The following is a 23,214-nucleotide window of genomic DNA, read 5'->3' as shown; positions in this document are numbered from 1 at the left end:
AGTTTGAGTAAACTAGATAAGATTTTATAATATGAAATTAAGTAAGATTAAATAATAGATTAGATAGAAATGAGGAGATGTTATGGAGAATCAAATAATGAAACTTCCATTAATTCCCCTTAGGGGATTAAGTATCTTTCCACATATGGCTTTAAACTTTGATATAGGTAGAAAGAAATCTATAGAAGCAATTAATAGAGCCATGGATGAAGATCAGAAGATATTTATAATAAGTCAAAGAGAAGCAACTACTGAAAATCCAACTGAAAAAGATATATATAATGTTGGATGTGTATGTACAATAAAGCAATTTATGAAGTTGCCGGGGAATCACTTGCGAGTATTAGTAGAGGGAGAATATAGGGCTAAGCTTGTAAAATATTTAGATGAAGATGATTGTATAAGTGCAGAGGTTGAAGCTGTTGAAGAGTTGGATATAGAAGATAAAACAGAATCTGAAGGATATAAAAACTCACTAAATGATATGTTTATTAATTACTTAGAATTAGCAGGTGAAGAATTTAAAGATTTAATAGTGGAATTAGAAGCAGAAGAAGATAATAGTGTATACTGCGATGTAATAAGTGCATTTCTACCGGTAAAGGCTGATGTAAAGCAGGAGTTATTAGAAATTATTTCAATAAAAGAAAGAATGGAAAAATTATTAGTTATTCTTAAAAAAGAGATTGAAGTTGTAAAAGTAGAGAAGCTTATAAGTAATAAGGTTAAAGCTAGAGTAAGTGCATCTCAAAAGGAGTATTATCTTAGAGAACAACTTAAGGTAATTCAAGAAGAGCTAGGAGAAGAAGATGAGTTTGGAAGAGAAATAGCTAATTATGAAAAAAAATTAGGGCAAATTAAATTACCTAAAGATGTTAAAACTAAGATAGAATTTGAAATTAATAGACTTAAAAATATTGGGCCTTCATCCCAAGAGGGATCAGTTATAAAAACTTATTTAGACACTATTTTAGGTATGCCATGGAATAAGCTAACAAAAGATAATTTAGACTTAACTAATGCTAGAAAAGTTTTAGATGAGGAACATTACGGACTAGAAGACGTAAAAGAAAGAATTATAGAATATTTAGCAGTTAGAAAAATGAGTAAATCATTAAAGTCACCTATAGTATGCTTAGTTGGACCTCCAGGGGTTGGTAAAACATCTATTGCAAAATCAGTGGCTAATTCACTAGGACGAAAATTTGTAAGAATGAGTTTAGGTGGAGTAAAAGATGAGGCTGAAATTCGAGGCCACAGAAAAACGTATGTAGGAGCAATTCCAGGACGAATTGTATCTGCATTAAAGGAAGTTGGTTACAAAAATCCAGTATGCCTTTTAGATGAAATAGATAAAGTATCAAAGGATTATAAAGGAAATGTAGAAGATGCTCTTCTTGAGGTGCTAGATTCAGAACAGAATAAGACCTTTAGGGATCATTATATAGATGTAGAGTTTGATTTGTCAAAGGTATTATTTATAACTACAGCAAATACTTTAGATACTATATCTAGACCACTATTAGATAGAATGGAAGTAATAGAGGTTTCAGGCTATACTACAGAGGAAAAATATGAAATAGCAAAGAAATATTTAGTACCTAAAGTTATGAAGGAATATTCTGTGGAAGATGGTCAGATTATAGTTAATGAAAGTGCTTTAAGAACTATAATAGATAGATATACAAGAGAATCAGGAGTTAGAAATCTAGAAAGAAAGATAGCTTCAGTAATAAGAAAATCTATAACAGAAATAATGGAAAGTAATAAGAAAAAAATAACTATAAATTCTTTAACTGTTAAGAAGTATCTAGGTTCTGAATTATATAGCTATGATGATTTAGATAAAGAAGATAAAATTGGAGTAGTCACAGGTCTTGCATGGACTGGATATGGTGGTGATACGCTTCCCGTTGAAGTAGCAGTAATGGATGGTGATGGTAAGCTTCAACTTACAGGTCAACTAGGAGATGTAATGAAGGAATCAGCTAAGGCAGGGTACAGTTATGTAAGGGCTCATTGTGACATGCATGTTATAGATAAAGAATTTTATAAAAATAAAGATATACACATTCATATACCAGAAGGAGCTATTCCAAAGGATGGTCCATCAGCTGGAGTTACTATGGTTACAGCTATGGTTTCTGCTTTAAGTAACAGAAAAATAAAATATTCAGTAGCTATGACAGGAGAAGTTACTTTAACTGGTAGAGTATTACCTATAGGGGGACTAAAAGAAAAAAGTCTAGCTGCTTACAGAATGGGAATAAAAACTATAATTATTCCTAAAGCTAATGAAAAAGACTTAAAGGATATACCAAAAGTTATAAAAAATAAAATAAAGTTTATACCAGTAGAAAAAATTGAAGATGTATTGAAGAATGCACTAGTTGGAGAAGATAAAAATGGAAATTAAACAAGCGGAATTTAAAACTTCGGCTGTAAAGCCCACCCAATATCCAGAAGATGGAATGTGTGAAATTGCCTTTGTTGGTAGATCTAATGTAGGAAAGTCTTCACTTATTAATACTTTAACAAACAGAAGAAAGTTAGTAAAGGTAAGTGGTACACCTGGCAAAACAAGACTTATAAATTTCTTTACTATAAATAATAAGCTATACTTTGTGGATTTACCTGGATATGGATATGCTAAAGTGTCAAAAAGCGAGAAGGCTACTTGGGGAAAAATGATGGAACAATATTTAATAAATAGGCCAGAATTGAAAAAAGTAGTTATTTTAGTGGACTGTAGGCATAAACCAACTGGTGATGATATAATGATGTATGAGTGGATTAAGCATTATGGTTATGAAGTTATAGTTGTAGCAACTAAAAAAGATAAGTTAACTAAAAGTGAATTACAGAGGAGTGCTAAGGTAATAAAAGAAACCTTAAAGCTTGGAAAAGAAGATAAATTATTGTTCTTCTCTTCTTTAAAAAAGGAAGGAAAAGAAGAATTACTTGAGGAAATATTTAAAGACTTAGGACTTGAATAAAATAAAGGGTTATTGATTAGAGAAATCAATGACCCTTTATTTATGATATAATAATATTGATTTACTTTTAAACATATAAGTATATATGTGATTAAAGAGGGGTGTTTATTTGAAGATATTAGGAAATTTATTTATTATATTTATGCTTTATATTTTACCACTAATATTTTATCTAAGAATAGTGGTAATAAAAAGAAATTCTAAGTTAATTAAAACTATGGTGAGTATAGGATATATATCATTGTATTTCTTATTACCGGAACTTTATAATAATATATTACCTTTTGTTTTAATAATTTTTATTTTAGTTAATTGGGTTAGTTCAAAATGTAAGAATGATGATTATATAAAATACAGGTTTTCTTTAGGTGATTTTAAAATAGGTAAAGCATTGATATATGTGTTATTAGTTTATGGATTTATAATAATGTGTGGTTTGTTTTGGCTTTTATTACTATTATTGTTTAAAATACCTATTGAACGACAACAAGTTATAACTATGCTAAGTAATTATGATTTAGTTTCTTTTATAATAACTATTCCGTTTACAGTTATTTTTGCACCAGTGGTTGAAGAATTCGTTTTTAGGTACTTATTTTATGGTAAGTTTTTAAGAAGTAGACTTAAGGGTGAGTTTGGATTTATAATATCTGCATCTATTGTTAGTATATTATTTGCATCTATTCACTTTAGTATTAGTGCTTTTGCTTCGTTATTTGTAGTAAGTTTTTTCAACTGTTATCTAATTGAAAAGGAAGGATTTTGGTATTCAGTATTTACCCACTTATTTGTTAATGGAGTTTCTACTGTTATATTACTTCTAAGCAAGATAATTTTATAGTAATAACATAATAAGAAGTCATCTTATAATTTTCTTTATTGAAAATTATGAGATGACTTTTTTATCACCGATTTTATGGAAAAACATATATTGTAGTAAAGAGGCTTAGGAAAAACACACTAAAAATACTATAGATTAAATATATAAAAAAACTTCAAAAATATAATTATCAGTGTCAAAACTTAAGCAAAATCATATAGTGTATTATACAAATGATGATATAAAAATGTAAATATAATAGGAGGATAAAAACTATGAGTGACTATTCAAATCTATATCAGATGTTTGGCGGAGCATGTACAGATGGAAACCCTTCTCAAAACTTTGGATTTGGAAGTGGAAAAATACTAATTTGGATAATAATAATACTAATTTTCTGTAGAGGTGGATTCGGCGGAAACCGTGGATGCGGCGGATTCGGAGAAAACTGTGGATGTGGTGGATTCGGAGGAAACTGTGGATGCGGTGGATTCGGCGGAAACTGTGGATGCGGTGGAAATAATTGCTGTTGCGATCCATGTGATTGCTCATGCTGTTGCTGTGAGCCGTGCTGTTGCAAATGCAAAGAATATTGCTGCTGCTGTGGTGGAGTAAGAAAAGATCGTAAAAAACAAAAGCATTATATTATAGAAACTGCTTCATGCAACCCATGCCAATGTTGTAACCCATGTTGTGACCCATGTTGCAATCAAAATCAATGTAGTGGCAATACTGGTTGTTTTGGAAATAGTGGTTTTGGTGGCTTTGGCGGATGTAATATATGCCAAATAATTCTTATAATAGCAATTTTTCTTATAAGAAGAACACCTCAACAAGTATGTAAACCATGCTAAAGAATAAAGAGTAGATAAGCCTATAGATAAGAAAACGATAAATAAAGATTGGAGGAATGAATAAATGTGTGGAAATTCAAATAATAGATGTAACTCACAAGCATGTACAATTCTTTTAATAATAGTTATTCTTGCAAATCAAGGATTACTAGATGGCTCATCAAAGTCTAAAAATGCATTAACATTACTTTTCTTATATTGGTTATGTGGATTCAATGGTGGATGTGGAAGTAATAATATGTTAGGAAACTGCAACTTTGGATCAATGTGTGGAAACCAATGTTCATGTAGATGTGGATGTCAATGCAAGTGTAAATGCTGTAAATGTAAATGCAAAGAAAGAAAATGTAAATGTAAAAGAATAAAAGTTTGTTGTGCATAATACAATAAATATCAAACTAACTAATGGATTATTAATTATCAAGAGAAAAAGTTAATAAGTATCAACAAATGGTTTTAAGTGATTAATCTATGATAATTAGAAAGTACACTTCACAAGAAGGAGGAATTTATGATGTGTGGATGCGGAAATATAGGAAATTCAGGTTGTGGCTTTCAACCATGTACAATTCTACTATTAATCGTAATTCTAAAAAATCAGTGCTTGCTAGACACAGAATGTAATTCAAGTGCTAGAAATGCATTAACTTTAATATTCTTATATTGGTTATGTTGCTCTGGTGGATTTGGTGGATTTGGATTTAATAGAGGAAATGCTGGATTTGGCCATAATAATTTTAATAATGGATGTTGCTGCAGAAAACAATGCTGCTGTAAATGTTGCTAAACTATAAGATGTTTAAACAAAAGTAAGGACTGCTTATAAAAGTAGAAATAACAATGGATAAAGAATGATGTAAACCATGGCCCAGTATAGGGGGGTTTCTAGAAAAGTAAGAAAATTAGCAGTCCATGTTATTCATGGATTGCTTTTTTAAAATTTTATAATAAGTAAAGAGGTGAGTAGATGGGAAAGCATAAGCATAGAAAAAGAGATAGAGAAGAAAACTATGTGCAAGAGCAAAATAATAATGGATACTTTGGAGGATATAATGGTAATAATCCAATGAATAATAATATGGGCATGAATGCAATGAATATGGCTGCTAACTTAGGTGCAATGGGAATGAATAATCCAGCTGGAATGAACAATCCAATGGGAATGAATAATCCTATGGAAATGAATCCTATGGGCATGATGAATCCAATGGGAATGAATAATCCTATGAATAATATGGGAGGAAATAATCCGTTGGCTAGCATGTTAGGAGGTATGGGCGGAAACTTTAATGGTATTCTGGACTTGCTTAGCAATTTAGGCATAGGCGGGGGAGGTAACACAGGAGATAGTGGTGATTTAATTAGCATGATATCTTCTTTATTAGGGGGAGGAAATACACAAGCACCTTCTAATAATGTAAACAATGGTAATAGTTCAGTAAATAATCATAGTTCTATAGAACAAATTTTATCTCAGATTAAACCAGAGGATATAGAACAATTAAAAACATTGCTACAGAATATGAATTCTAATAATTATAGTGATGGTAATAATGTCAATAATGAAAATGTTGAAGAGTATACAGAGATAAAAAAAAAAGATAAAGAATCAGTAGATGAAATATTAGCTAATCTTGACTTTAATGCCATATTGAATAACATGAATAACTTGGAGTTTTCACGAATAGATTTTTCCAATGTAGATTTAAATAATTTAGACATAAATGACATTATAAAAAGTGATGAGTTTTCAGAAGAAAATATTACTACAGTAGATGAAGCAGATATAATTGAAGAGAACATATTTAGAGATGAAAAAGGGTTAACGGAGGAAGAGTATAATAAGATTATAAATATATTGATTAGACTCATTGATCCAAATAAGATTAAATTATTACAAAAAATTTTTGAATATAATAATTTAGAAAAAGATTAAAATATTTAAAAAAGATGTATATAAAATATAATTTAGTCAATAATAAAAATGTAATGGAAGTTAAAATCTCCATAAACCTCTAGAAGTAATTTTAGAGGCCCCCCCCATCCCCCTGGGACCATTAGGTCCCATTTTTATTTTTTGAATATAATAATTCTAATAATGGGAGGCGAAGATTAAAAAGGTAAAATAACTTAATATATATTAACAGAGGTAATTTTAAATGGAAAATCATTATCATTATATTTATTTATCATTAAATTTATAGTTAAATTACTTACTTTTTTACTATCAGATGCGCTTATTACTCTAAAGTTTAATATCCAATTTTCACAGGTTATATTTCCTGTATTATCCCAAGCTAAATCTGTAAAATAACCATCTTGAAATTTATAATAATTTGATCCATTAGCAAGTCTAAAAATACTCTCTAAATCTGAACCGCTTATTTGAGAGTAAAAATAGTTGGGAACAGACAAGTAAGGGTCAGGCAAACTTTCTATTAGGCATATAAAGTTAGTTATAGTATCCTTGCCTGGTAAAGATGTAGTCAGATTATCATTAAATTCTTTAAGGGAGCCTTTATTATATAAATATCCCTTTAAATTAATATTATTATCTTGAAAATTACCTGATATAATTTTAGGAGTTCTACTATTAGCACTATCTATAAATCCTAATAAATTATTAGTAGAACAAAATATGTCATCATATCCATTTCCATTCCAAGAAAAAATATGTTGAACAGCTTTATTATGAAAAGAGCTTTGAATAAATATTTCTTTAGAATTATCTCTAGAAATATCTAAGGTAGAAACCCTTACAGGCCAATATGTGCAATATTCTCCAAGGGTCTGCAAGTTTTTATCATAGTTTAAACTATAGGTTTCATTACTATTTAAATTTACCTGAGCTAATAAGTCAGAGTCAGATTTTTTAATAAATATGGAGTCTTTTTTATTATCATTATTTAAATCTTCATTAATTACAATGTTTTCTTCAGATAAGTTGAAAACATTTTTTCCTTTTAAGTTATTTTCTTCAAAAAATAGTTTAAAAAAACATAAAGTAGCTAATACAAATAAGAATATATTAAATAATTTAGTATGCAAATTATTTTTCTTATACACTATAATCACCCCTCCATAAATTATATGTGTAAAGAGAGATAATAATTATTAAAAATTAGACAAATAAAAAAGAGATTAGATGATCTAATCTCTTATTTTGATTTCTTGCACATAGGGCATAGTCCATAAAAATATACTTTATTAGAAATAATCTCATAATCTGTATTATCTTTTACACTAGAATTTAGAAAATCAAAGTTAACACCTTCTAAATCATCTACCCTAGAGCATTTTATACAATGTATATGAGGATGTGGATCAGCAAAACCATCATATCTAAAGTTGCCTTCTCCAACATTAATCTCTTGAATTAAATTAACGTCTACTAAAACCTTTAGCGTTTTATAAACTGTTGCTAAACTCATAGTTGGATACGCTTCTTTTAAAGCTTTATGAATTGTTTCAGCTGATGGATGTTCTTTTGTTGATTTCAAGTAATTGTATACGGCTATACGCTGAGGTGTAAGTTTCAGTTTTTTTTCTTTGAAAACTTGGGTAAAATTAATATCCATTGAATCACCTCTATAGTTATTTATTATAGATATTATATAATAAATATTATCCATTGTCAAAGGGAAAGAATGGATAATGATTATTATATAATATAGTTATATTATATAATATATTATAGCAATTACAATAAAATATTTATATAAATTTAAAAAATTAATTCAATTAATAAGAAGTCACTCATATATTATAGTATAAGAGAGGAGGAGAATGACTTGAAAAAAACATATGTGTTAGATACTAACGTTATATTATATTCATCAGGAGCATTATTATCTTTTGGTAATAATGATGTAGTAATACCAGAGGTGGTATTAGAGGAGCTGGATGATTTTAAAAAAAATAAAACTGACCTTGGATTAAATGCTAGACAGGCATCGAGAATTATAGATGGATTAAGAAAGTTAGGAAATTTGAATGAAGGAGTACCTCTTCCTGGTGGTGGTAAATTAAGAATAGAGACTAATTGCTTAAATGCAGAAGTTCCAAAGTTTTGGGATAGAAATAAAGCTGATAACAGGATACTCCAAGTATGTAAAGCGTTAAAAGATGCTGGGGAAGATGTTATATTAATTACAAAGGATACCTTTGAAAGAATAAAAGCAGATATTGTCAATGTAAAAAGTGAAGATTTTTATGAGAAGGTAGTTCCAGCTGGAGATGAGCAGTATACTGGTAGAATGGAAGTCTATGTTTCACAAGATAAGCTTTCAGAATTCTATTCTAAAAAGGTTATATCTAAAAATGACGTAGTATGTTATCAAGAAGAAAATGATGAGTATTATACTCCTACCCTTTATACAAATCAATTTTTAGTTATGCATTCCTTAGAAAATAAAAAACAAAGTGCATTAGGCAGATTTGATGGAGAAAATATAGTACATTTGCATTATAAGGATAGCAAACCCCTTGGATTAAGTGCTAGAAATGTAGGACAAAGATTCATGTTAGAGTGTCTATTTACGTCATCTAATATGGCTCCTTTAAGTATAGTAAAAGGTCCAGCAGGAACAGCCAAAACATTATTTTCTTTAGCAGTAGGATTACAGAAAATTATAGAAGAAGAAACTGGTGAATATAGAAAGATATTAGTATGTAGACCTAATGTAACTATGGATGAAGAAATAGGTTTTTTACCAGGTACTGAAGAACAAAAAATATCTCCATTTATGAGACCTATTTTTGATAATTTAGAAGTTCTAGTAGATTCAGATGAAAAAGAAAGATATAAAAATGAAAAAGAGTTACAAGATAAGGTAAATGAATTATTTGATAGAAGGATTATAACCACTGAAGCCATAGCATATTTAAGAGGTAGATCAATAATAAGACAGTGGGTAATTATTGATGAGGCTCAAAATCTCTCTCCAAAGCAAGTAAAGGCAATTACCACTAGGGTAGGTATTGGAACAAAACTTATACTTATTGGAGATCCAGACCAAATAGATCACCCATTTATGGATTCTAGGTCTAATGGGTTATGTTATGCATCTGAAAGAATGAAAGGTAGTAAATTGTGTTACCAAGTAACTTTGAAATATGATGAATGTGAAAGATCACCACTATCCTTTGAAGCTGCTCAACGTTTGTAGTATAAATCATAAATTTATTAGGATATAATAATTTTTATAGTATTTATATAATAGTAAAGAATCGATAAGTATTTTATAATATTTATTGGTTCTTTTTTGGCTCTGTAGTTAATTAAAGTGATAAATGTTACAAATACTCCAATATTATATTTAAGAAAAGTTATTAATACATGGAGTGAGTATAGCTAAAATTGCATCTATTTAAAATGTTACATATGGAACCAGTTAAATATATAAATAGTTAACTAGTTGTTTTATCCGTGCGGGTTTCAGTTGCTTTTGTATTTTAATAGTGTAATTAACTCTATAGTAAAGACATAATATAAGTACTATTTATTAAATTAAGTAGTTGAAAAAATAATAAAAATTTTATATTAATAAAAGAATTAAAAAGAGTGATAAAAATATGATATACTAGGAGTATTGCAGAAGGAGTGAAAAGGATGAACAATAATTATTTATTGGGAAGAATCTTAGTGATACCAGCAATTTTAGTTGCATTTACATTTAAGGGATATATTCAATCTAAAATTGCTATAAAACTTGGTGATGATACCCCAAAAGAGTATGGAAGAAATACTTTAAATCCTTTGAAGCACATCAGTGTATTTGGGTTTATATTTATGCTTATAATAGGTTTTGGATGGATAAAACCTGTAGAAATTAATAAATCAAATTTTAAAAATCTTTATAAAGATGATTTTAAAATAAGACTTGGAGGACTTCTAACTACTTTGACTATAGGATTTATAGCTACAATAGCTCTAGCTTTATATGTCAAGTTTATACCAGGAAATAGTGATATTAAATATATAATATATTTAATTATCCAACAAACAGCTATCGTAAATTGTTCTTGGTTTATATTAAATTTATTACCTATACCAGGTTTTGATGGATTTAGCATAATAGTAGATATATTAGGAGATAAATCTGAAAGATTTCAAACTATAATGTATAAAAATAATATGTTAATATTTATTATATTAGTTCTACCTATTATAGGTGGATTTTCAATTTTAGATTTTGTAGTTGGAGTACCAGGACAGTATATATATAATATTTTTGCAGCTATGGCTACATATTTATTTTTATAAAATTTATATAGACAAAATAAATATATGATATAATTTAACAAACTAATATCGAGGAGAGTAATATATGAGACTTAGAAAAAAGCATTGGGCAAGACCAGAATTAGAAGCTAGTGATATTGTAATATATGATAAATATGGTCATTGCGGAAAATGGAGAGAAGAATTTGAAAATAATAATCCTATTCATTTAGAGTTAGGTTGTGGTATGGGAGGACATATTAGTCAACGTGCAATTAAAGATAGAAATGTAAACTTTATAGGAATAGATTTAAAAGATGAAGTTGTAGTATATGCATTAAGGAAAGTTATGGCATCATTTGAAGTAATAGAAAGAGCAAAGGATATAAATGCAAGACTTATAGTCCTTAATATAATGCTTATAGACAATGTATTTGGGAAAGATGAGATAGATAGAATATATATAAACTTCTGTAATCCTTGGCCGAAAAAAAGTCATAACAAGAGAAGACTTACATATACGAAATTTTTACAATCATATAAAAAGTTTTTAAAATCAAATGGAGAGATATGGTTTAAAACCGATGATGTAGATTTATTCAATGATTCTCAAGAATACTTTAAAGAAGCAGGATTTTCTTTAGAATTTATAACCTATGATTTACATAATAGTGGATTTGAAGATAATGTAGTTACAGAGTATGAAAGCAAGTTTACAGCTATGGGAATGAAAACTATGTTCTTGGTGGCAAGAATAAAATAAAAGTAAGAGACAAGATTTAGCTTTATATTGATGTTGAATCTTGTTTTTTTATTTTTATAATGTATTTAATCTATAGATATTTCAAATAGAAAATAAGAAAACTATAAGTATATTTAATAAGTTTTGACTATAAATAGTGCCTTTGCTATATTTATGTAGGTATATAAAATAGTAAAACCATATGGGGGGAATTAATATGAGAAAAAAGGCATTATTATTAGCTATGAGCTTAATGTTAACTACTACTATTTCCTTGGTCGGTTGTGGTAAAAAAGAAGAAGTAAAACCAGAAGCAAATTCTTCAAAAGGAGCTCAAGTTGAAGAAAAGGTTAGTTTTAAAGGTAAGTACATAGTAGATGTTTCATATGTAAAAGAAAGTTTAGAAAAAGAAAATCTACTTCTCATTGATGCAAGGGGTGAAGAAACTGCAAAAAAAGGAACTATTCAAGGAGCAATGGCTATGGCATGGCAGTCTATTGCTAAAGTTGAAGATAGCAAAGCTGGAGATGAGATGTGGGGTACTATTCTAGAACCAGAAGAGTTAAGTAAAAAGCTAAGTAACCTTGGTATTGATAAAGATAAAGAGATTATTATTTTTGCAGCGGCTAAAAATGGATGGGGCGATGACGGAAGAATTTTATGGGAGCTTGTAGCAGCAGGCTATGATAATGTTAAAATGGTTGATGGTGGATACGATGCTATGGTATCAGCAGGGTTACCAGTAGTAAAGGAGATTGCTACACCAGAGCTAGCAGATGTAAAAATTGAGGCTATTGATGATACTCATTTAATTAACACTGATGCTTTAAAAAAAGAATATGAAAATGTAAAGGTAGTAGATGTTCGTGCTGATGAAGAGTATGAAGGAAAGACCTTGTATGGTGAGGCAAAAGGTGGTCATTTACCAGGGGCAATACACATTAAATACACAGATTTATTTAATGAAGAAGGAAATTTAAAGTCAAATGATGATTTAACAAAAATATTTGAAACATCAGGATTATCAAAAAGTGATAAGATAGTAACCTATTGCACAGCAGGTATTCGTTCTGCATATATGCAGTTAATTCTTGAAATGTGTGGATTTGAAAATTCTCTAAATTATGATGAATCATACTATAGATGGTGTGCGGTAGAGGAAGTTGAAAAATAATATCATAAAGTTAATATTATAAAATAAAGTATTCTTTGATATCAAAGAATACTTTATTACAATAGAAAAACATTATATCTAATACAAGAAATAATACAAATTACTGAATAGCTTGGATATTATATATGATACAAAAAAGATAATAAGTAAATATGATTTTCTATGGATAAATATACATAGTTAAAGTAAGGAGTATGTTATGGAAAAGAAATTGACACACAAAAAAAGAAATTTAGGAAAAATCTTAATATTAATTATTATAGTATCACTAAGTTTAGCATATTTTTTCATACCAACTTTCAATTCAAAAGTAAATGGCATCTTTATGTTATTCAGCTCTATGAGTATTGAGTCTGTGGCTGGATATATAAGATCCTTTGGAATATATGCAGTATTAGTTTCATTTTTACTAATGGTGTTTCAATCAGTGGCAGCACCCTTGCCAGCATTTCTAATAACCTTTGCCAATGCTGCTATTTTTGGATGGTGGAAGGGTGCTCTATTATCATGGATTAGTTCTATGACAGGAGCAGCTTTGTGTTTTTATATTGGAAGAATTCTTGGACGAGATGCTGTTGAAAAACTTACTAGTAAATATGCAATGGCAAGTGTGGATGGGTTCTTTGAAAAGTATGGTAAACATACAATTTTAGTATGTAGATTATTGCCTTTTGTATCCTTTGACTTTATATCCTATGCAGCAGGATTAACATCTATGGGATTTTTAGAATTTATAGTGGCTACAGGGATTGGACAATTACCAGCAACTGTTGTTTATTCCTATATAGGTGGTATGTTAACTGGTGGAGCTCAAATGATTGTTACGGCGTTATTAATACTTTTTGCAATAACTGTATTAGTATTTATGTTTAAACAGATATATAATGAGAGACAAAAGAAAAGTAAAAAATAAAATGCAGAGTTAAAATTCATTCTGCATTTTATAATAAAAATTATTTTTCTAATAATTCATCATATGGCCAACCTTTTTGGCCTTTTTCTAATATAAACATTCTCTTTGCATCCACACCTTTAGTTGTTAAGTAATCAATAGTGTTTTTAGCACCACCGCCACCACCTGGGCAAACAACTATTATTGGTTTATCTGTTTTATTAATTTCATCTAAGGTAACATCTATTTTAGATCTTAAATCATCAGTATCTGCTGGATAAGCATAAGTTGGAACAGTACCAACAATATGATGTGCATCGTAATCTTCTTTTGGCTGTATATCTATTAAATAAGTATCATCTTTATTTTCAATAGCAGTTTTTAATTGTTCAGCTGTATAATATTGATATTGTTTTTCTTCGCCTTCTTTTGAAGTATCCTTTGATTTACTACATCCCATAAGCATAGTTGAGATAATTAAGCAAAGAGCAAGTAGAAGAGTAAGTTTCTTTTTCATTTTATATCCCTCCGTAAGTAAATTAATATATTTATTATATTGGTTTCTATTACCAAAGTTATTATATATAAAGGATACATTAAAATCAAATAGAGAAATTAAATTGAAAGTAATAGGTGTATTAGAGATAGCTATACTTATTGACAATAATTATTATTAAAGCTATACTTTTTTTGTTGAAATAAAAGGATATGAAATAGGGGTCAATAGTACCTCTTATTTTTATGCATAGAAAGGTAGTGTTATAAGAGGATGGTTAAGGGGAAAATAAGCATAAAAACTCATCAACTTCTTAGTTTTAGTTCACTATTTATTGAGCTTTCACCAGGAGAAAATGTATTTTGGCCAGGGTGTGCTATTTTATCTATGGGAGAAGAAATAGTGATGAAAACCTATGAACTTTTAAAAACACAGCTACCTGATTTAAAATTAAGTACTATGTGCTGTGGAAAACCATCACTTCATATAGATGGGGGACAACCTTATGAGAAAAGAAAACAGTTTTTAAATAAGGCTTTTGAGAAAAATGGAGTAAAGAAAATTTATACTTTATGTCCTAATTGCCAAAATACTTTGGTTGAAAATAGCAATTGTGAAATAATATCAGCATGGACAGTTTTAGATGAGATAATCCCAAAAAATAAATATAATATATATAAAGGAAGAAAATTATCCTTACATGATCCTTGTCCAATAAGAGGTTATTTAGAGAATGCTGTTGCTGCAAGAAATATATTAAATAAACTAGGAGTAGATATATTAGAGTTCCCTAATAATAGGGATAGAACAATTTGTTGTGGGAAAAAAGATATGATTATGACTTTATATCCAGAAAAGGGTCAAAAGCTATTTGAAATTCGTGCAAAACAAGCACCATCTAAAGAAATAGTGACATACTGCAGTTCTTGTGTAGATACTTTTAGAAAAAATAGTTTTGAAGCATATCATATTTTAGAATTATTATGGGAAACAAAGGCTAATGGGTCTTGGAAGAATAGGTATAATTCTGTAAGGAAGAGTAAGAGGTAAGATTGATAATGTTAGATACAAGGGGAAGAAAATATTTTGATAGAATATTTGATAAAATCGGAAGAAGTTTTCTTAAAATCGGTTTCATGCCAACACATATAACTATTATTGCTGCTATTGTTGGAATTGTAGGAGCTGTTTCATTTTCCTTTGGTAAGTTTATTTTATCAATAATTTTATTATGGATTTCTGGATTTTTAGATGCTGTAGATGGTTCTATGGCAAGACAAAGCGGTAAGGTTTCAGAGATAGGTACATTATTAGATATATGGCTTGATAGATTAGTTGAAATTTCATATATAATATCCTTTGCTATAGTATGTAATGAGGCAACCTTTACCTTAATGATATTAGCTTGCACTATAATTTTATCTATGACGGTATTTTTGACTAGTGGAATGCTCTTAGAAAATACAGGTATTAAAAGTTTTCATTATCAAGCTGGATTAATGGAAAGAACTGAAGGGTTTATAATGTTTACCTTTATGATAATCTTTTATTCTTATATGAAAATATTAGCATTTATTTATGCCGTGTTAATTTTATATACAGCAGTACAAAGACTATATATGGCAATTAAAGTATTAGGAGGTAACAATGAAAAATAAGAAATTAAAATCAAAACTTTTGATAATTCTTTCCATAATACTTGTTTTTGGACTTGTAGCCTGTGGTAAGAAAAATGATAAAGCTGAAGTGGTAAACTTATATGGATGGGGTGGAGATGAAAGAGTTAACACTTGGATTGATAAGGAATTGGCAGTTTATGTAAAAGAGAACTACAATATTATTTTAAATCGTATTCCTATGAATATTGATGAAATTTTACTGAAACTTACTAATGAAAAAAGTTCTACAGAAAAAGGGGTTATTGATATTATATGGATAAACGGTGAAAATTTTCATTATGCTAAGGAAAATGAGCTTTTGTATGGACCTTTTTTAGATAAATTAGAAAATACACAAAGGTATATAGACTTAGAAGGTGATGCTGCAAATAAGGATTTTGGGTATCCTACAGAAGGATATGAAGTGCCTTGGGGAACAGCTCAATTTGTATTAAATTATGATAGCGATAAGATAAATATACCACCAACTAATATAGAAAAGTTAAAAGAGTATGTAACAAAGAATCCTGGTAGATTTACATATCCTCAGGCTAGTGATTTTACTGGCTCAGCCTTTGTTAGAACAGTACTTTATGATATTATTGGATATGATAAATTAAAGGACTTACCAGCAGATTATGATGAAGTTAAAGAAGCTATGGCACCTGCATTAGAATACCTTAAAGGGATTGAGCCTTATCTATGGAAAAAAGGGGAGGTTTACCCTACAGATTCTGCTCAACTAGATGGTTTATATCAAGATGGTGAAGTTGATATTGCCATGGATTACAATGCTAATAAAGCTTTAAGTAAAGTAATGGATAAAAGTTGGCCTGTGTCTACTAAATCCTTTGTATGGGATAAGGGAACTCCATTTAATACACATTATTTAGCCATTGCAGCTAATGCATCTAATGTAGATGGAGCATTAAAGGTAATTAATGCTGCCCTATCAGCTGAAATGCAGATGTCTAAAGCAGACTTAAGAGGATGGGCGGATTTACCATCTATTGAATACAATAAGTTAAGTGAGGAACAACAGAAGGAACTTGATGAGAAGCTTACTCCAGATAAAGAGTATGAGCATACAATTCTAAGCTATGAAGAACTTTCAAAGCATCAACAAGCAGAATTAAGATCAGACTTAGTAGTAATTATAGAAAAGGTATGGGAGGATGTGATTCTTTTTGATAAATAATAAGCAGAGACAAAAGGTTATTGGTGGATTAATGATTATTCCATCTTTATCTGTGATAGTTGTAATTACTATGTTTGTTATTATCAATACCTTTATGGAAAGCTTAGGATATATTCCTGAGCTTTCCTTTAATAATTTTACATTTAAATATTATAAAGAGTTATTTTCAGATCCTGTTTTTTTAAATAGTTTATACTATAGTTTTAAAATATCCTTAGTATCTTCAGTAATTGCTACAGTTTTAGGTAGTTATCTAGGATATTACATATCAAAATCAAGGAATAAATTTATAAATGTTTTATATAGATTGCCAATTCTACTCTCCTATGTGGCAGCGGCAGTTCTTATATATACAACTTATAGTGATAAGGGCTTACTATTTCACATAATATCATTATTAGGATTTTCTAATATAAATATAAATTTAATTTTTAACTCCAAGGGAATAGCAGTAATACTTTTAAATATTTTTAAAGGTATGCCTTTCATAGCATTTAGTGTTGCTCCTATTTTTATGAAAGCAAATAAAAATTATAGGTTTATAGCACAGAACTTAGGATGTACAAGATTTCAGTATATAATAAAAATTCTTTTACCTTTAGCTAAGAGAGCTATATTTACTTCATTTTTAGTAATATTTAATTTTAATATGTTTACTTATGAAGGTTTTTACTATCTAGGACCATCAAACCCAATTTCTATAGGGGTTTATGCTTATAAAACCTACCTAAATGCAGATTTATCCAATAGAATATATGGAATGGCTATAAATATGATAATGATCATAATATCTTTAATATTATGTGTGCTTTATTATAAAATGATAAAGGATAATGGACAAGAGGAGGTAAGAGAGTGAGAAGGTGGATTAAAAGTGTATTGATATTTTCTATACTTATATTTTTAGTACTTCCTATAATATCTATGATGGTTTGGGCCTTTTTTAAAAATTGGAAAGCAACGGATATTTTACCTAATACTTTTACACTAGATGGTTTTAAATACTTTTTTACATCAGGAGATTGGTTTATTGGAATAAAGTCTATTTTCTTTTCTATAGAAGTAGCATTAATATCTTTAGTTTTAAGTATCATGGCTGCAAGATTTTTTATAACTACCCATATAAAGTATAAAGTCACATTCGAAAGCATTTTTTATTTACCTATGTTATTACCAGTAATAAGTATATGTTTAGGAAGTCATAAATTATTTCTAAACTATTTTACTTCTTGTAGTATTGCTGTTTTAGTGTTACATATTTATTTTTCCTTACCCTATGCATTTAAATTAATATATTCCTATTATACTGTTTGGGGTATAGGAGATGAGCTTACAGCTCGAGGATTGGGTGCATCTTTTTGGCAAGCGTTTAAATATGTGAATATACCACTATATGCTCAAGGGTATGCATCAAGTTTTTTTATGGCATTTATTATATCTTACTCTCAGTATTTCATAAACATGTTTATTGGAGATAATAGCCATGTTAACTTTTCTATGATTATGACACCGTATATAGGAAATTCTAACAGAAATATAGCTTCGGTATATACATTAATGTATATACTACATGGAGTAATAGTAATGATAATGAGTTCATATATAACAAAGAAGTGCAGTAAGGCATCTGAAAATAAATAACAAGTCAAAGATGGGAAGTATATTTTGAGTTAGACAAGGAAACAGGTTCCGCAGATAGTAGCACTATCTAAGGGTTCTGTTGACGCAGTATAACACAAAATAAACGAGCATTCTGACTTATTTATTTTTTGAAGATGCCTAATGATAAATATAGGGAGATGGGTTAAATATGAGTAAGATAGAGCTTAAAAACATATATTTTTCTATTGGTAATAAGGAAATTCTAAAAAATATTAATTTAACTATTGAAGATGGAGAGTTTTTCTCTATATTAGGTCCTAGTGGGGCAGGAAAGTCTACAATTTTTAAGACTATTACAGGGGCTATATTACCTAATGAGGGAGAGCTTAGATTAGATGGTGAGATTATTAACTATTTACCTATGGAAAAAAGAAATGTAGTAATGGTACACCAAGGAAATCAACTTTTTCCACATATGACGGTAAGAGAAAATGTAGAGTTTGGATTAAAAATGAGAAAGTTTCCAAGGAAATATATTGATGATAAGGTCAAATTTCTTGTTGAGTTTTTTAACATGAGTGAACATATGAAAAAGTACCCCCATCAACTTTCTGGGGGACAACAACAGTTAATATCATTAATGAGAGCTTTAGCTATAGAGCCTAAGGTGCTTTTGCTTGATGAGCCCTTTACAGGGTTAGATAATAATTTAAAGCATTATATAAAAGACTATATAATGAAGATACAAAGACAGTTTAGAATTACTACCATTATGATCACTCATGAAAAGGAAGATGCTTTTTCTATGAGTAGTAGTATAGCTTTTTTATTTAAAGGAAGTATAGCTTTAGTAGATAAAACAGAAAACCTAAATAGATTAACTAATATACCTTGTATTGATGAATACTTAGGTGAAATTACTACTTTAGGGGATGGAAGGATTATTTTTTCTGATAGAATTATAAAGATAAAAAATAAGGAGTCAATTATTTAATTGATATCCTTATTTTTTATATTATATAGTTAAATGTTATGGGGAATTTCATATGAGGTTTATTTTAAGAATTGGTTTTTCCTATCCTTTTTCCAAGGATTAAAGAGAAAATCGTCAGCAATATTAGAAGTATAATTGATACCATAAATGCTGGGTTATGGATATTCAAAGCTTGATTTCCAATGTTCAAAAATACTAAGGTACCTGGAAGAATTCCAAGGATAGTAGCTAACATATAGGAACTGAACTTTATTGATGTTAATCCAGCACCATAATTAATTAAATTGTACGGCATGGCTGGTATTAATCTTAGAATAAATATAATTCCAAAGCCTTTTTTTTCATCTAAATTAAATAAGAAGCTGCTCCAGTTTTCAGGAAGCTTTCTTTGGAGTAAATTAGTAACAGCATCCTTTGCTAGGACTTTAGCCATTAAAAACATTATGGCACTATTTAAAACTGCTCCAATTAAGGTATATATGGTGCCAGGAAGAAATCCAAATAGAAGTCCTGCAGCAAGGGCTAAGATAGGTACAGGGAAAAAAGCGATTGGAAGTATAGTAAAACATAATATATAAATAAATGGTGCTAAGTAGCCAAAACCACCTATGTAATTTCTTAAAATCTCTGGAGTTAATCCTCTGAAAAATGCAAGATAGGTGATAACAAGTATTAAAAGGGTTATCATTGAAATTGTAAGTTTTTTATTTTTTTTCACAGTGTTGCCTCCTTATAGTGACTATATCTCCATAACATATAGTATATAAATTAACAGTGTAAGTCAATATATTGAAATTAGTATAGAGAATTTCTATAAGTAAAATGTAATGATTACTAAATGTAGTAATTTAACTTTAATTTTAGTATAATTTAACTAACTGGTTGATATTTAAAGAAGAATATGATAATATACAACAAAATAGAAAGGGGTATGAGTTATGGACTTTAAAGCATTGCCAAAAATAGAATTACATTGTCACTTAGATGGAAGTGTTAGACCCAAAACTATATTAGATATAGCTACAAAAGAAAATATAGAAATACCAACTTATGATTTAGAACAATTGAGAGAATTATTAGAAGCTCCATTAGAATGTAAATCACTAGTGGAATATTTAGATAGATTTAATATTCCAATAAAGATAATGCAAAGTAAGGAAAGTTTAAGAAGGATTACCTATGAACTTTTAGAAGATGCAGCTGAAGAAAATGTAAAGTATTTAGAAATTAGGTATGCACCGACTTTACATACAGAAAAGGGATTAACATTAGAAGAAGTTATTGAAAGTGTATTAGAGGGAATTAGACAAGGTGAAAAAGACTTTAATATAAAGGCTAATTTAATCTTATCTTGCTTAAGACATAATGGTGCAAATAGTGCATCTACAGTGGTGGAAGCTGGAAAGAAATTCTTAGGTGAAGGGGTAGTTGCTGTAGATCTTGCCGGAGCTGAAAATGAAGGTTTTGCTAAGGAATTTGTAGATGTAATAAAGGTAGCTAGAGAATATGGCTACAGAGTTACTATACATGCAGGAGAAACCGGTATAGGAGTAAATGTGGTAGATGCAATCAAATTACTTCATGCAGAGAGAATAGGTCATGGAGTAGCAATAAGAGATCTTAAGGAAGCTTATGACTTAGTTAAAGAAAATAATGTAACCTTAGAAATGTGTCCAACTAGTAATATGCAGACAAAAGCTGTAAAAAGTTATGAAGAGCACCCATTGTTTAAATTTTATAAAGAGGGCATAAGAGTTTCTTTTAATACTGACAATAGAACTGTTTCTGCTACTAATGTAACTGGTGAGTGTGAAAGTATAGGTAAGGTTGTAAATATGAGCTATGAAGACTATAAAAAGATATACATGGATTCTGTAGATGCTGCATTTACTACAGAAGAAATTAAAGGATATTTAAAAACATTAATATAAAATGGTTAGATATATAATTATTATATTAAATAGCTATAATCTTAATTTTTTTAAGATTATAGCTATTTATATTTTAATTTCTAGATTTAAAAGTAGATTTAAATATAATAATTACTATTAATATAACAACAGAGGTTAGGGCTATAGTACCTCCAGGAGCACAATTTAGTATATATGAAAAAATAAGACCTAATATTATATCTATAAACCCAAAAAGGATAGACAGTAATAAAGTGGGTTTAAAGCCTTTATCTAGTTGAAGAGCTGTAGCTACAGGTAGTGCAATCATTGATGACATTACAAGGATACCCATTATACGTATAGATACAGAAATGGTAGCTCCAACAAGTAAAGAAAATATATAGTTTACTGCTTTTACATTTATACCAGAAATTTTAGCGCCTTCTTCATCGAAGGTAGTATAAAGAAGCTTATCATATAAAAAGTATATAACTACAATAGATATACAACTAAGAATAACCATAATAATTAAGTCTGCTTTAGTAACGGTTAATATGCTTCCAAATAAATAGCTATTGACGTTTCCGGAAGCTTTTCCAGTGCTTATAAGGGTAATTCCTATACCAACACTAAAGGTCAGAACTATAGAAAGAATAAGTTCTGCATATTTTTTGTAGTAGTCTCTAAGAAATTCTATGGATAAACCACATATGGTTGTAAATATAAATGCACATATTATTGGATTAAATCCCATTACTAGTCCAATAGCAACACCAGCAAAGGCAGAGTGAGCCAAGGTATCACCCATCATAGAATGTCTTTTAAGCACTAAAAATACTCCAACCATAGGACATAGTATGGATATGAATATGGCTGCTAAAAAGGCATTTTGCATAAATTCATATTGAAACATTAGAAATCCTCCTTATGTACTCTTCAGATGTATATAGAGTTCCAAAGCCATTCTCCATGGTAAGGATATGGGATGAATTTTGAAGAGCTGTTTCTAAGTTATGCTCCACAGATATAACGGTAACTCCATTCTTTTTATTTAAAGAGGCTATAAGCCCATAAATCTCTTTCATGCTTTTACTATCAACTCCGGTGGAAGGTTCATCGAGAATTAATATATCTTCATTTGCTAATATAGCCCTTGCAATAAAAATCTTTTGTTTTTGGCCTCCAGATAAATTTCCAATAAGAGAATTTTTATACTCAAGCATATCGACTTTCTTTAGGGCTTCAGTGATTGAATCTTTATCTTTAATTTTAAGAACATTTCTATGAGCATTAAGCATTTCCCAAACAGTTATAGGAAAAGAACTATTAAAACTTTCGACAATCTGAGGAACATACCCAATTTTTTTAGAGGTTAAATTAATACTTCCCTTTTGAGGAGTAAGTAGATTTAAAATCAACTTTATTAAGGTGCTTTTACAGCTACCATTAGCACCAATTATGGATACATAACTTTCTTTAGCTATGTTTAGTGAAAGATTATCAATAATATAGGGCTTAGAATTATTATATGAAAAACATAGGTCTTTAATTTTGATCATTAGTGTTGCTCCTTTCTACAATTATAAGTCTAGCCATAATTTTACATATTATAGCTATAGTTTAAATAAATTATAATAAAAATTATCTATGAGTGAATGATTTTTCATTAATAT

General features: G+C 29.1%; 25 protein-coding genes. 19 read left to right on the top strand and 6 right to left on the bottom strand.

The features are described from left to right. Positions 1-82: 82 nt before the first annotated feature. The 7 genes from lon (at position 83) to B3B03_RS16140 (ending at position 6,606) form a co-directional block, all read left to right on the top strand. The gene (lon, locus tag B3B03_RS16170) at positions 83-2,416 is read left to right on the top strand and encodes an endopeptidase La (RefSeq protein ID WP_346849247.1); all 2,334 of its coding nucleotides are present in this window, start codon (positions 83-85) and stop codon (positions 2,414-2,416) included. Next, positions 2,406-2,996 carry a ribosome biogenesis GTP-binding protein YihA/YsxC gene (gene yihA / locus B3B03_RS16165; protein WP_150844424.1) on the top strand — a complete coding sequence of 197 codons (591 nt, stop codon included), beginning with the start codon at positions 2,406-2,408 and terminating at the stop codon, positions 2,994-2,996. The genes lon and yihA overlap by 11 nt, the downstream gene beginning before the upstream one ends. Positions 2,997-3,105: 109 nt before the next feature. Next, on the top strand, positions 3,106-3,837 hold the full coding sequence (locus tag B3B03_RS16160; protein WP_346877823.1) for a CPBP family intramembrane glutamic endopeptidase: 732 nt from the start codon (positions 3,106-3,108) through the stop codon (positions 3,835-3,837). A 254-nt stretch (positions 3,838-4,091) separates the two neighbouring features. Continuing rightward, positions 4,092-4,670, top strand: a complete 579-nt coding sequence (locus B3B03_RS16155) for a hypothetical protein (protein WP_346877822.1) — start codon at positions 4,092-4,094, stop codon at positions 4,668-4,670. 64 nt (positions 4,671-4,734) lie between these two features. Beyond that, entirely contained in the window at positions 4,735-5,052 is a 318-nt protein-coding gene (locus B3B03_RS16150; RefSeq protein WP_346849244.1) for a hypothetical protein, read from the top strand. Positions 5,053-5,181: 129 nt separating this feature from the next. After that, complete coding sequence (locus tag B3B03_RS16145) at positions 5,182-5,457, top strand: hypothetical protein (protein ID WP_242844149.1); 276 nt, start codon at positions 5,182-5,184, stop codon at positions 5,455-5,457. 180 nt (positions 5,458-5,637) lie between these two features. Beyond that, the gene (locus tag B3B03_RS16140; RefSeq protein WP_346877821.1) at positions 5,638-6,606 is read left to right on the top strand and encodes a hypothetical protein; all 969 of its coding nucleotides are present in this window, start codon (positions 5,638-5,640) and stop codon (positions 6,604-6,606) included. Positions 6,607-6,800: 194 nt separating this feature from the next. Here the strand turns inward: B3B03_RS16140 and B3B03_RS16135 are convergent, their stop codons facing one another. Then, positions 6,801-7,736 carry a hypothetical protein gene (locus tag B3B03_RS16135; RefSeq protein ID WP_346877820.1) on the bottom strand — a complete coding sequence of 312 codons (936 nt, stop codon included), beginning with the start codon at positions 7,734-7,736 and terminating at the stop codon, positions 6,801-6,803. Between the two features lie 92 nt (positions 7,737-7,828). Then, positions 7,829-8,248, bottom strand: a complete 420-nt coding sequence (locus B3B03_RS16130) for a Fur family transcriptional regulator (protein ID WP_035135687.1) — start codon at positions 8,246-8,248, stop codon at positions 7,829-7,831. A 213-nt stretch (positions 8,249-8,461) separates the two neighbouring features. Here B3B03_RS16130 and B3B03_RS16125 point away from each other — a divergent pair, with 213 nt between their 5' ends. The 5 genes from B3B03_RS16125 (at position 8,462) to B3B03_RS16105 (ending at position 13,722) form a co-directional block, all read left to right on the top strand. Continuing rightward, positions 8,462-9,838 (top strand): PhoH family protein, encoded by a 1,377-nt coding sequence (locus B3B03_RS16125; protein WP_035135555.1) that lies wholly within the window; start codon positions 8,462-8,464, stop codon positions 9,836-9,838. A 443-nt stretch (positions 9,839-10,281) separates the two neighbouring features. Next, on the top strand, positions 10,282-10,935 hold the full coding sequence (locus B3B03_RS16120; protein ID WP_346849241.1) for a site-2 protease family protein: 654 nt from the start codon (positions 10,282-10,284) through the stop codon (positions 10,933-10,935). A gap of 64 nt (positions 10,936-10,999) precedes the next feature. Then, a complete protein-coding gene (trmB, locus tag B3B03_RS16115; protein WP_346849240.1) occupies positions 11,000-11,656 on the top strand; it encodes a tRNA (guanosine(46)-N7)-methyltransferase TrmB in 657 nt (218 codons plus the stop codon). Positions 11,657-11,852: 196 nt separating this feature from the next. Then, positions 11,853-12,809: a sulfurtransferase gene (locus B3B03_RS16110; RefSeq protein ID WP_346849239.1), complete on the top strand. Its 957-nt coding sequence runs from the start codon at positions 11,853-11,855 to the stop codon at positions 12,807-12,809. A 199-nt stretch (positions 12,810-13,008) separates the two neighbouring features. Then, positions 13,009-13,722, top strand: a complete 714-nt coding sequence (locus tag B3B03_RS16105) for a TVP38/TMEM64 family protein (RefSeq protein ID WP_346849238.1) — start codon at positions 13,009-13,011, stop codon at positions 13,720-13,722. 40 nt (positions 13,723-13,762) lie between these two features. Here B3B03_RS16105 and B3B03_RS16100 read toward each other — a convergent pair whose 3' ends face one another. Continuing rightward, the gene (locus B3B03_RS16100) at positions 13,763-14,218 is read right to left on the bottom strand and encodes a rhodanese-like domain-containing protein (RefSeq protein ID WP_346849237.1); all 456 of its coding nucleotides are present in this window, start codon (positions 14,216-14,218) and stop codon (positions 13,763-13,765) included. A gap of 252 nt (positions 14,219-14,470) precedes the next feature. Between B3B03_RS16100 and B3B03_RS16095 the strand changes: the two genes are divergently transcribed. The 6 genes from B3B03_RS16095 (at position 14,471) to B3B03_RS16070 (ending at position 19,649) form a co-directional block, all read left to right on the top strand. Beyond that, on the top strand, positions 14,471-15,247 hold the full coding sequence (locus tag B3B03_RS16095) for a (Fe-S)-binding protein (RefSeq protein WP_346849236.1): 777 nt from the start codon (positions 14,471-14,473) through the stop codon (positions 15,245-15,247). Between the two features lie 8 nt (positions 15,248-15,255). After that, positions 15,256-15,855, top strand: coding sequence for a CDP-alcohol phosphatidyltransferase family protein (locus B3B03_RS16090; RefSeq protein ID WP_346849235.1), 600 nt, complete (start codon positions 15,256-15,258; stop codon positions 15,853-15,855). Further along, on the top strand, positions 15,845-17,053 hold the full coding sequence (locus tag B3B03_RS16085; RefSeq protein ID WP_346849234.1) for an ABC transporter substrate-binding protein: 1,209 nt from the start codon (positions 15,845-15,847) through the stop codon (positions 17,051-17,053). Before B3B03_RS16090 ends, B3B03_RS16085 begins: the two co-directional genes overlap by 11 nt. Further along, complete coding sequence (locus tag B3B03_RS16080) at positions 17,043-17,912, top strand: ABC transporter permease subunit (protein WP_346849233.1); 870 nt, start codon at positions 17,043-17,045, stop codon at positions 17,910-17,912. Before B3B03_RS16085 ends, B3B03_RS16080 begins: the two co-directional genes overlap by 11 nt. Beyond that, on the top strand, positions 17,909-18,694 hold the full coding sequence (locus tag B3B03_RS16075) for an ABC transporter permease (protein WP_346849232.1): 786 nt from the start codon (positions 17,909-17,911) through the stop codon (positions 18,692-18,694). Before B3B03_RS16080 ends, B3B03_RS16075 begins: the two co-directional genes overlap by 4 nt. Positions 18,695-18,863: 169 nt before the next feature. Further along, on the top strand, positions 18,864-19,649 hold the full coding sequence (locus B3B03_RS16070) for an ABC transporter ATP-binding protein (RefSeq protein WP_346849231.1): 786 nt from the start codon (positions 18,864-18,866) through the stop codon (positions 19,647-19,649). A gap of 64 nt (positions 19,650-19,713) precedes the next feature. On the opposite strand, the gene B3B03_RS16065 is transcribed toward B3B03_RS16070, so the two are convergent. Next, entirely contained in the window at positions 19,714-20,367 is a 654-nt protein-coding gene (locus B3B03_RS16065; RefSeq protein WP_346849230.1) for a TVP38/TMEM64 family protein, read from the bottom strand. 220 nt (positions 20,368-20,587) lie between these two features. Between B3B03_RS16065 and add the strand changes: the two genes are divergently transcribed. After that, entirely contained in the window at positions 20,588-21,580 is a 993-nt protein-coding gene (add, locus tag B3B03_RS16060; RefSeq protein ID WP_346849229.1) for an adenosine deaminase, read from the top strand. Between the two features lie 73 nt (positions 21,581-21,653). Here the strand turns inward: add and B3B03_RS16055 are convergent, their stop codons facing one another. Together B3B03_RS16055 and B3B03_RS16050 are read right to left on the bottom strand one after the other, a co-directional pair. Further along, a complete protein-coding gene (locus tag B3B03_RS16055; protein WP_035135574.1) occupies positions 21,654-22,454 on the bottom strand; it encodes a metal ABC transporter permease in 801 nt (266 codons plus the stop codon). Beyond that, entirely contained in the window at positions 22,441-23,100 is a 660-nt protein-coding gene (locus B3B03_RS16050) for a metal ABC transporter ATP-binding protein (RefSeq protein ID WP_346877819.1), read from the bottom strand. The genes B3B03_RS16055 and B3B03_RS16050 overlap by 14 nt, the downstream gene beginning before the upstream one ends. Between the last annotated feature and the right edge of the window lie 114 nt (positions 23,101-23,214).

The organism is Clostridium sp. UBA5712, assembly GCF_002419845.1.
Classification (GTDB): Bacteria; Bacillota; Clostridia; order Clostridiales; family Clostridiaceae; genus Clostridium_J; species Clostridium_J sulfidigenes.
The sequence above is the reverse complement of the archived record's forward strand: the minus strand, read 5'-3'. Positions and strand labels throughout refer to the sequence as shown.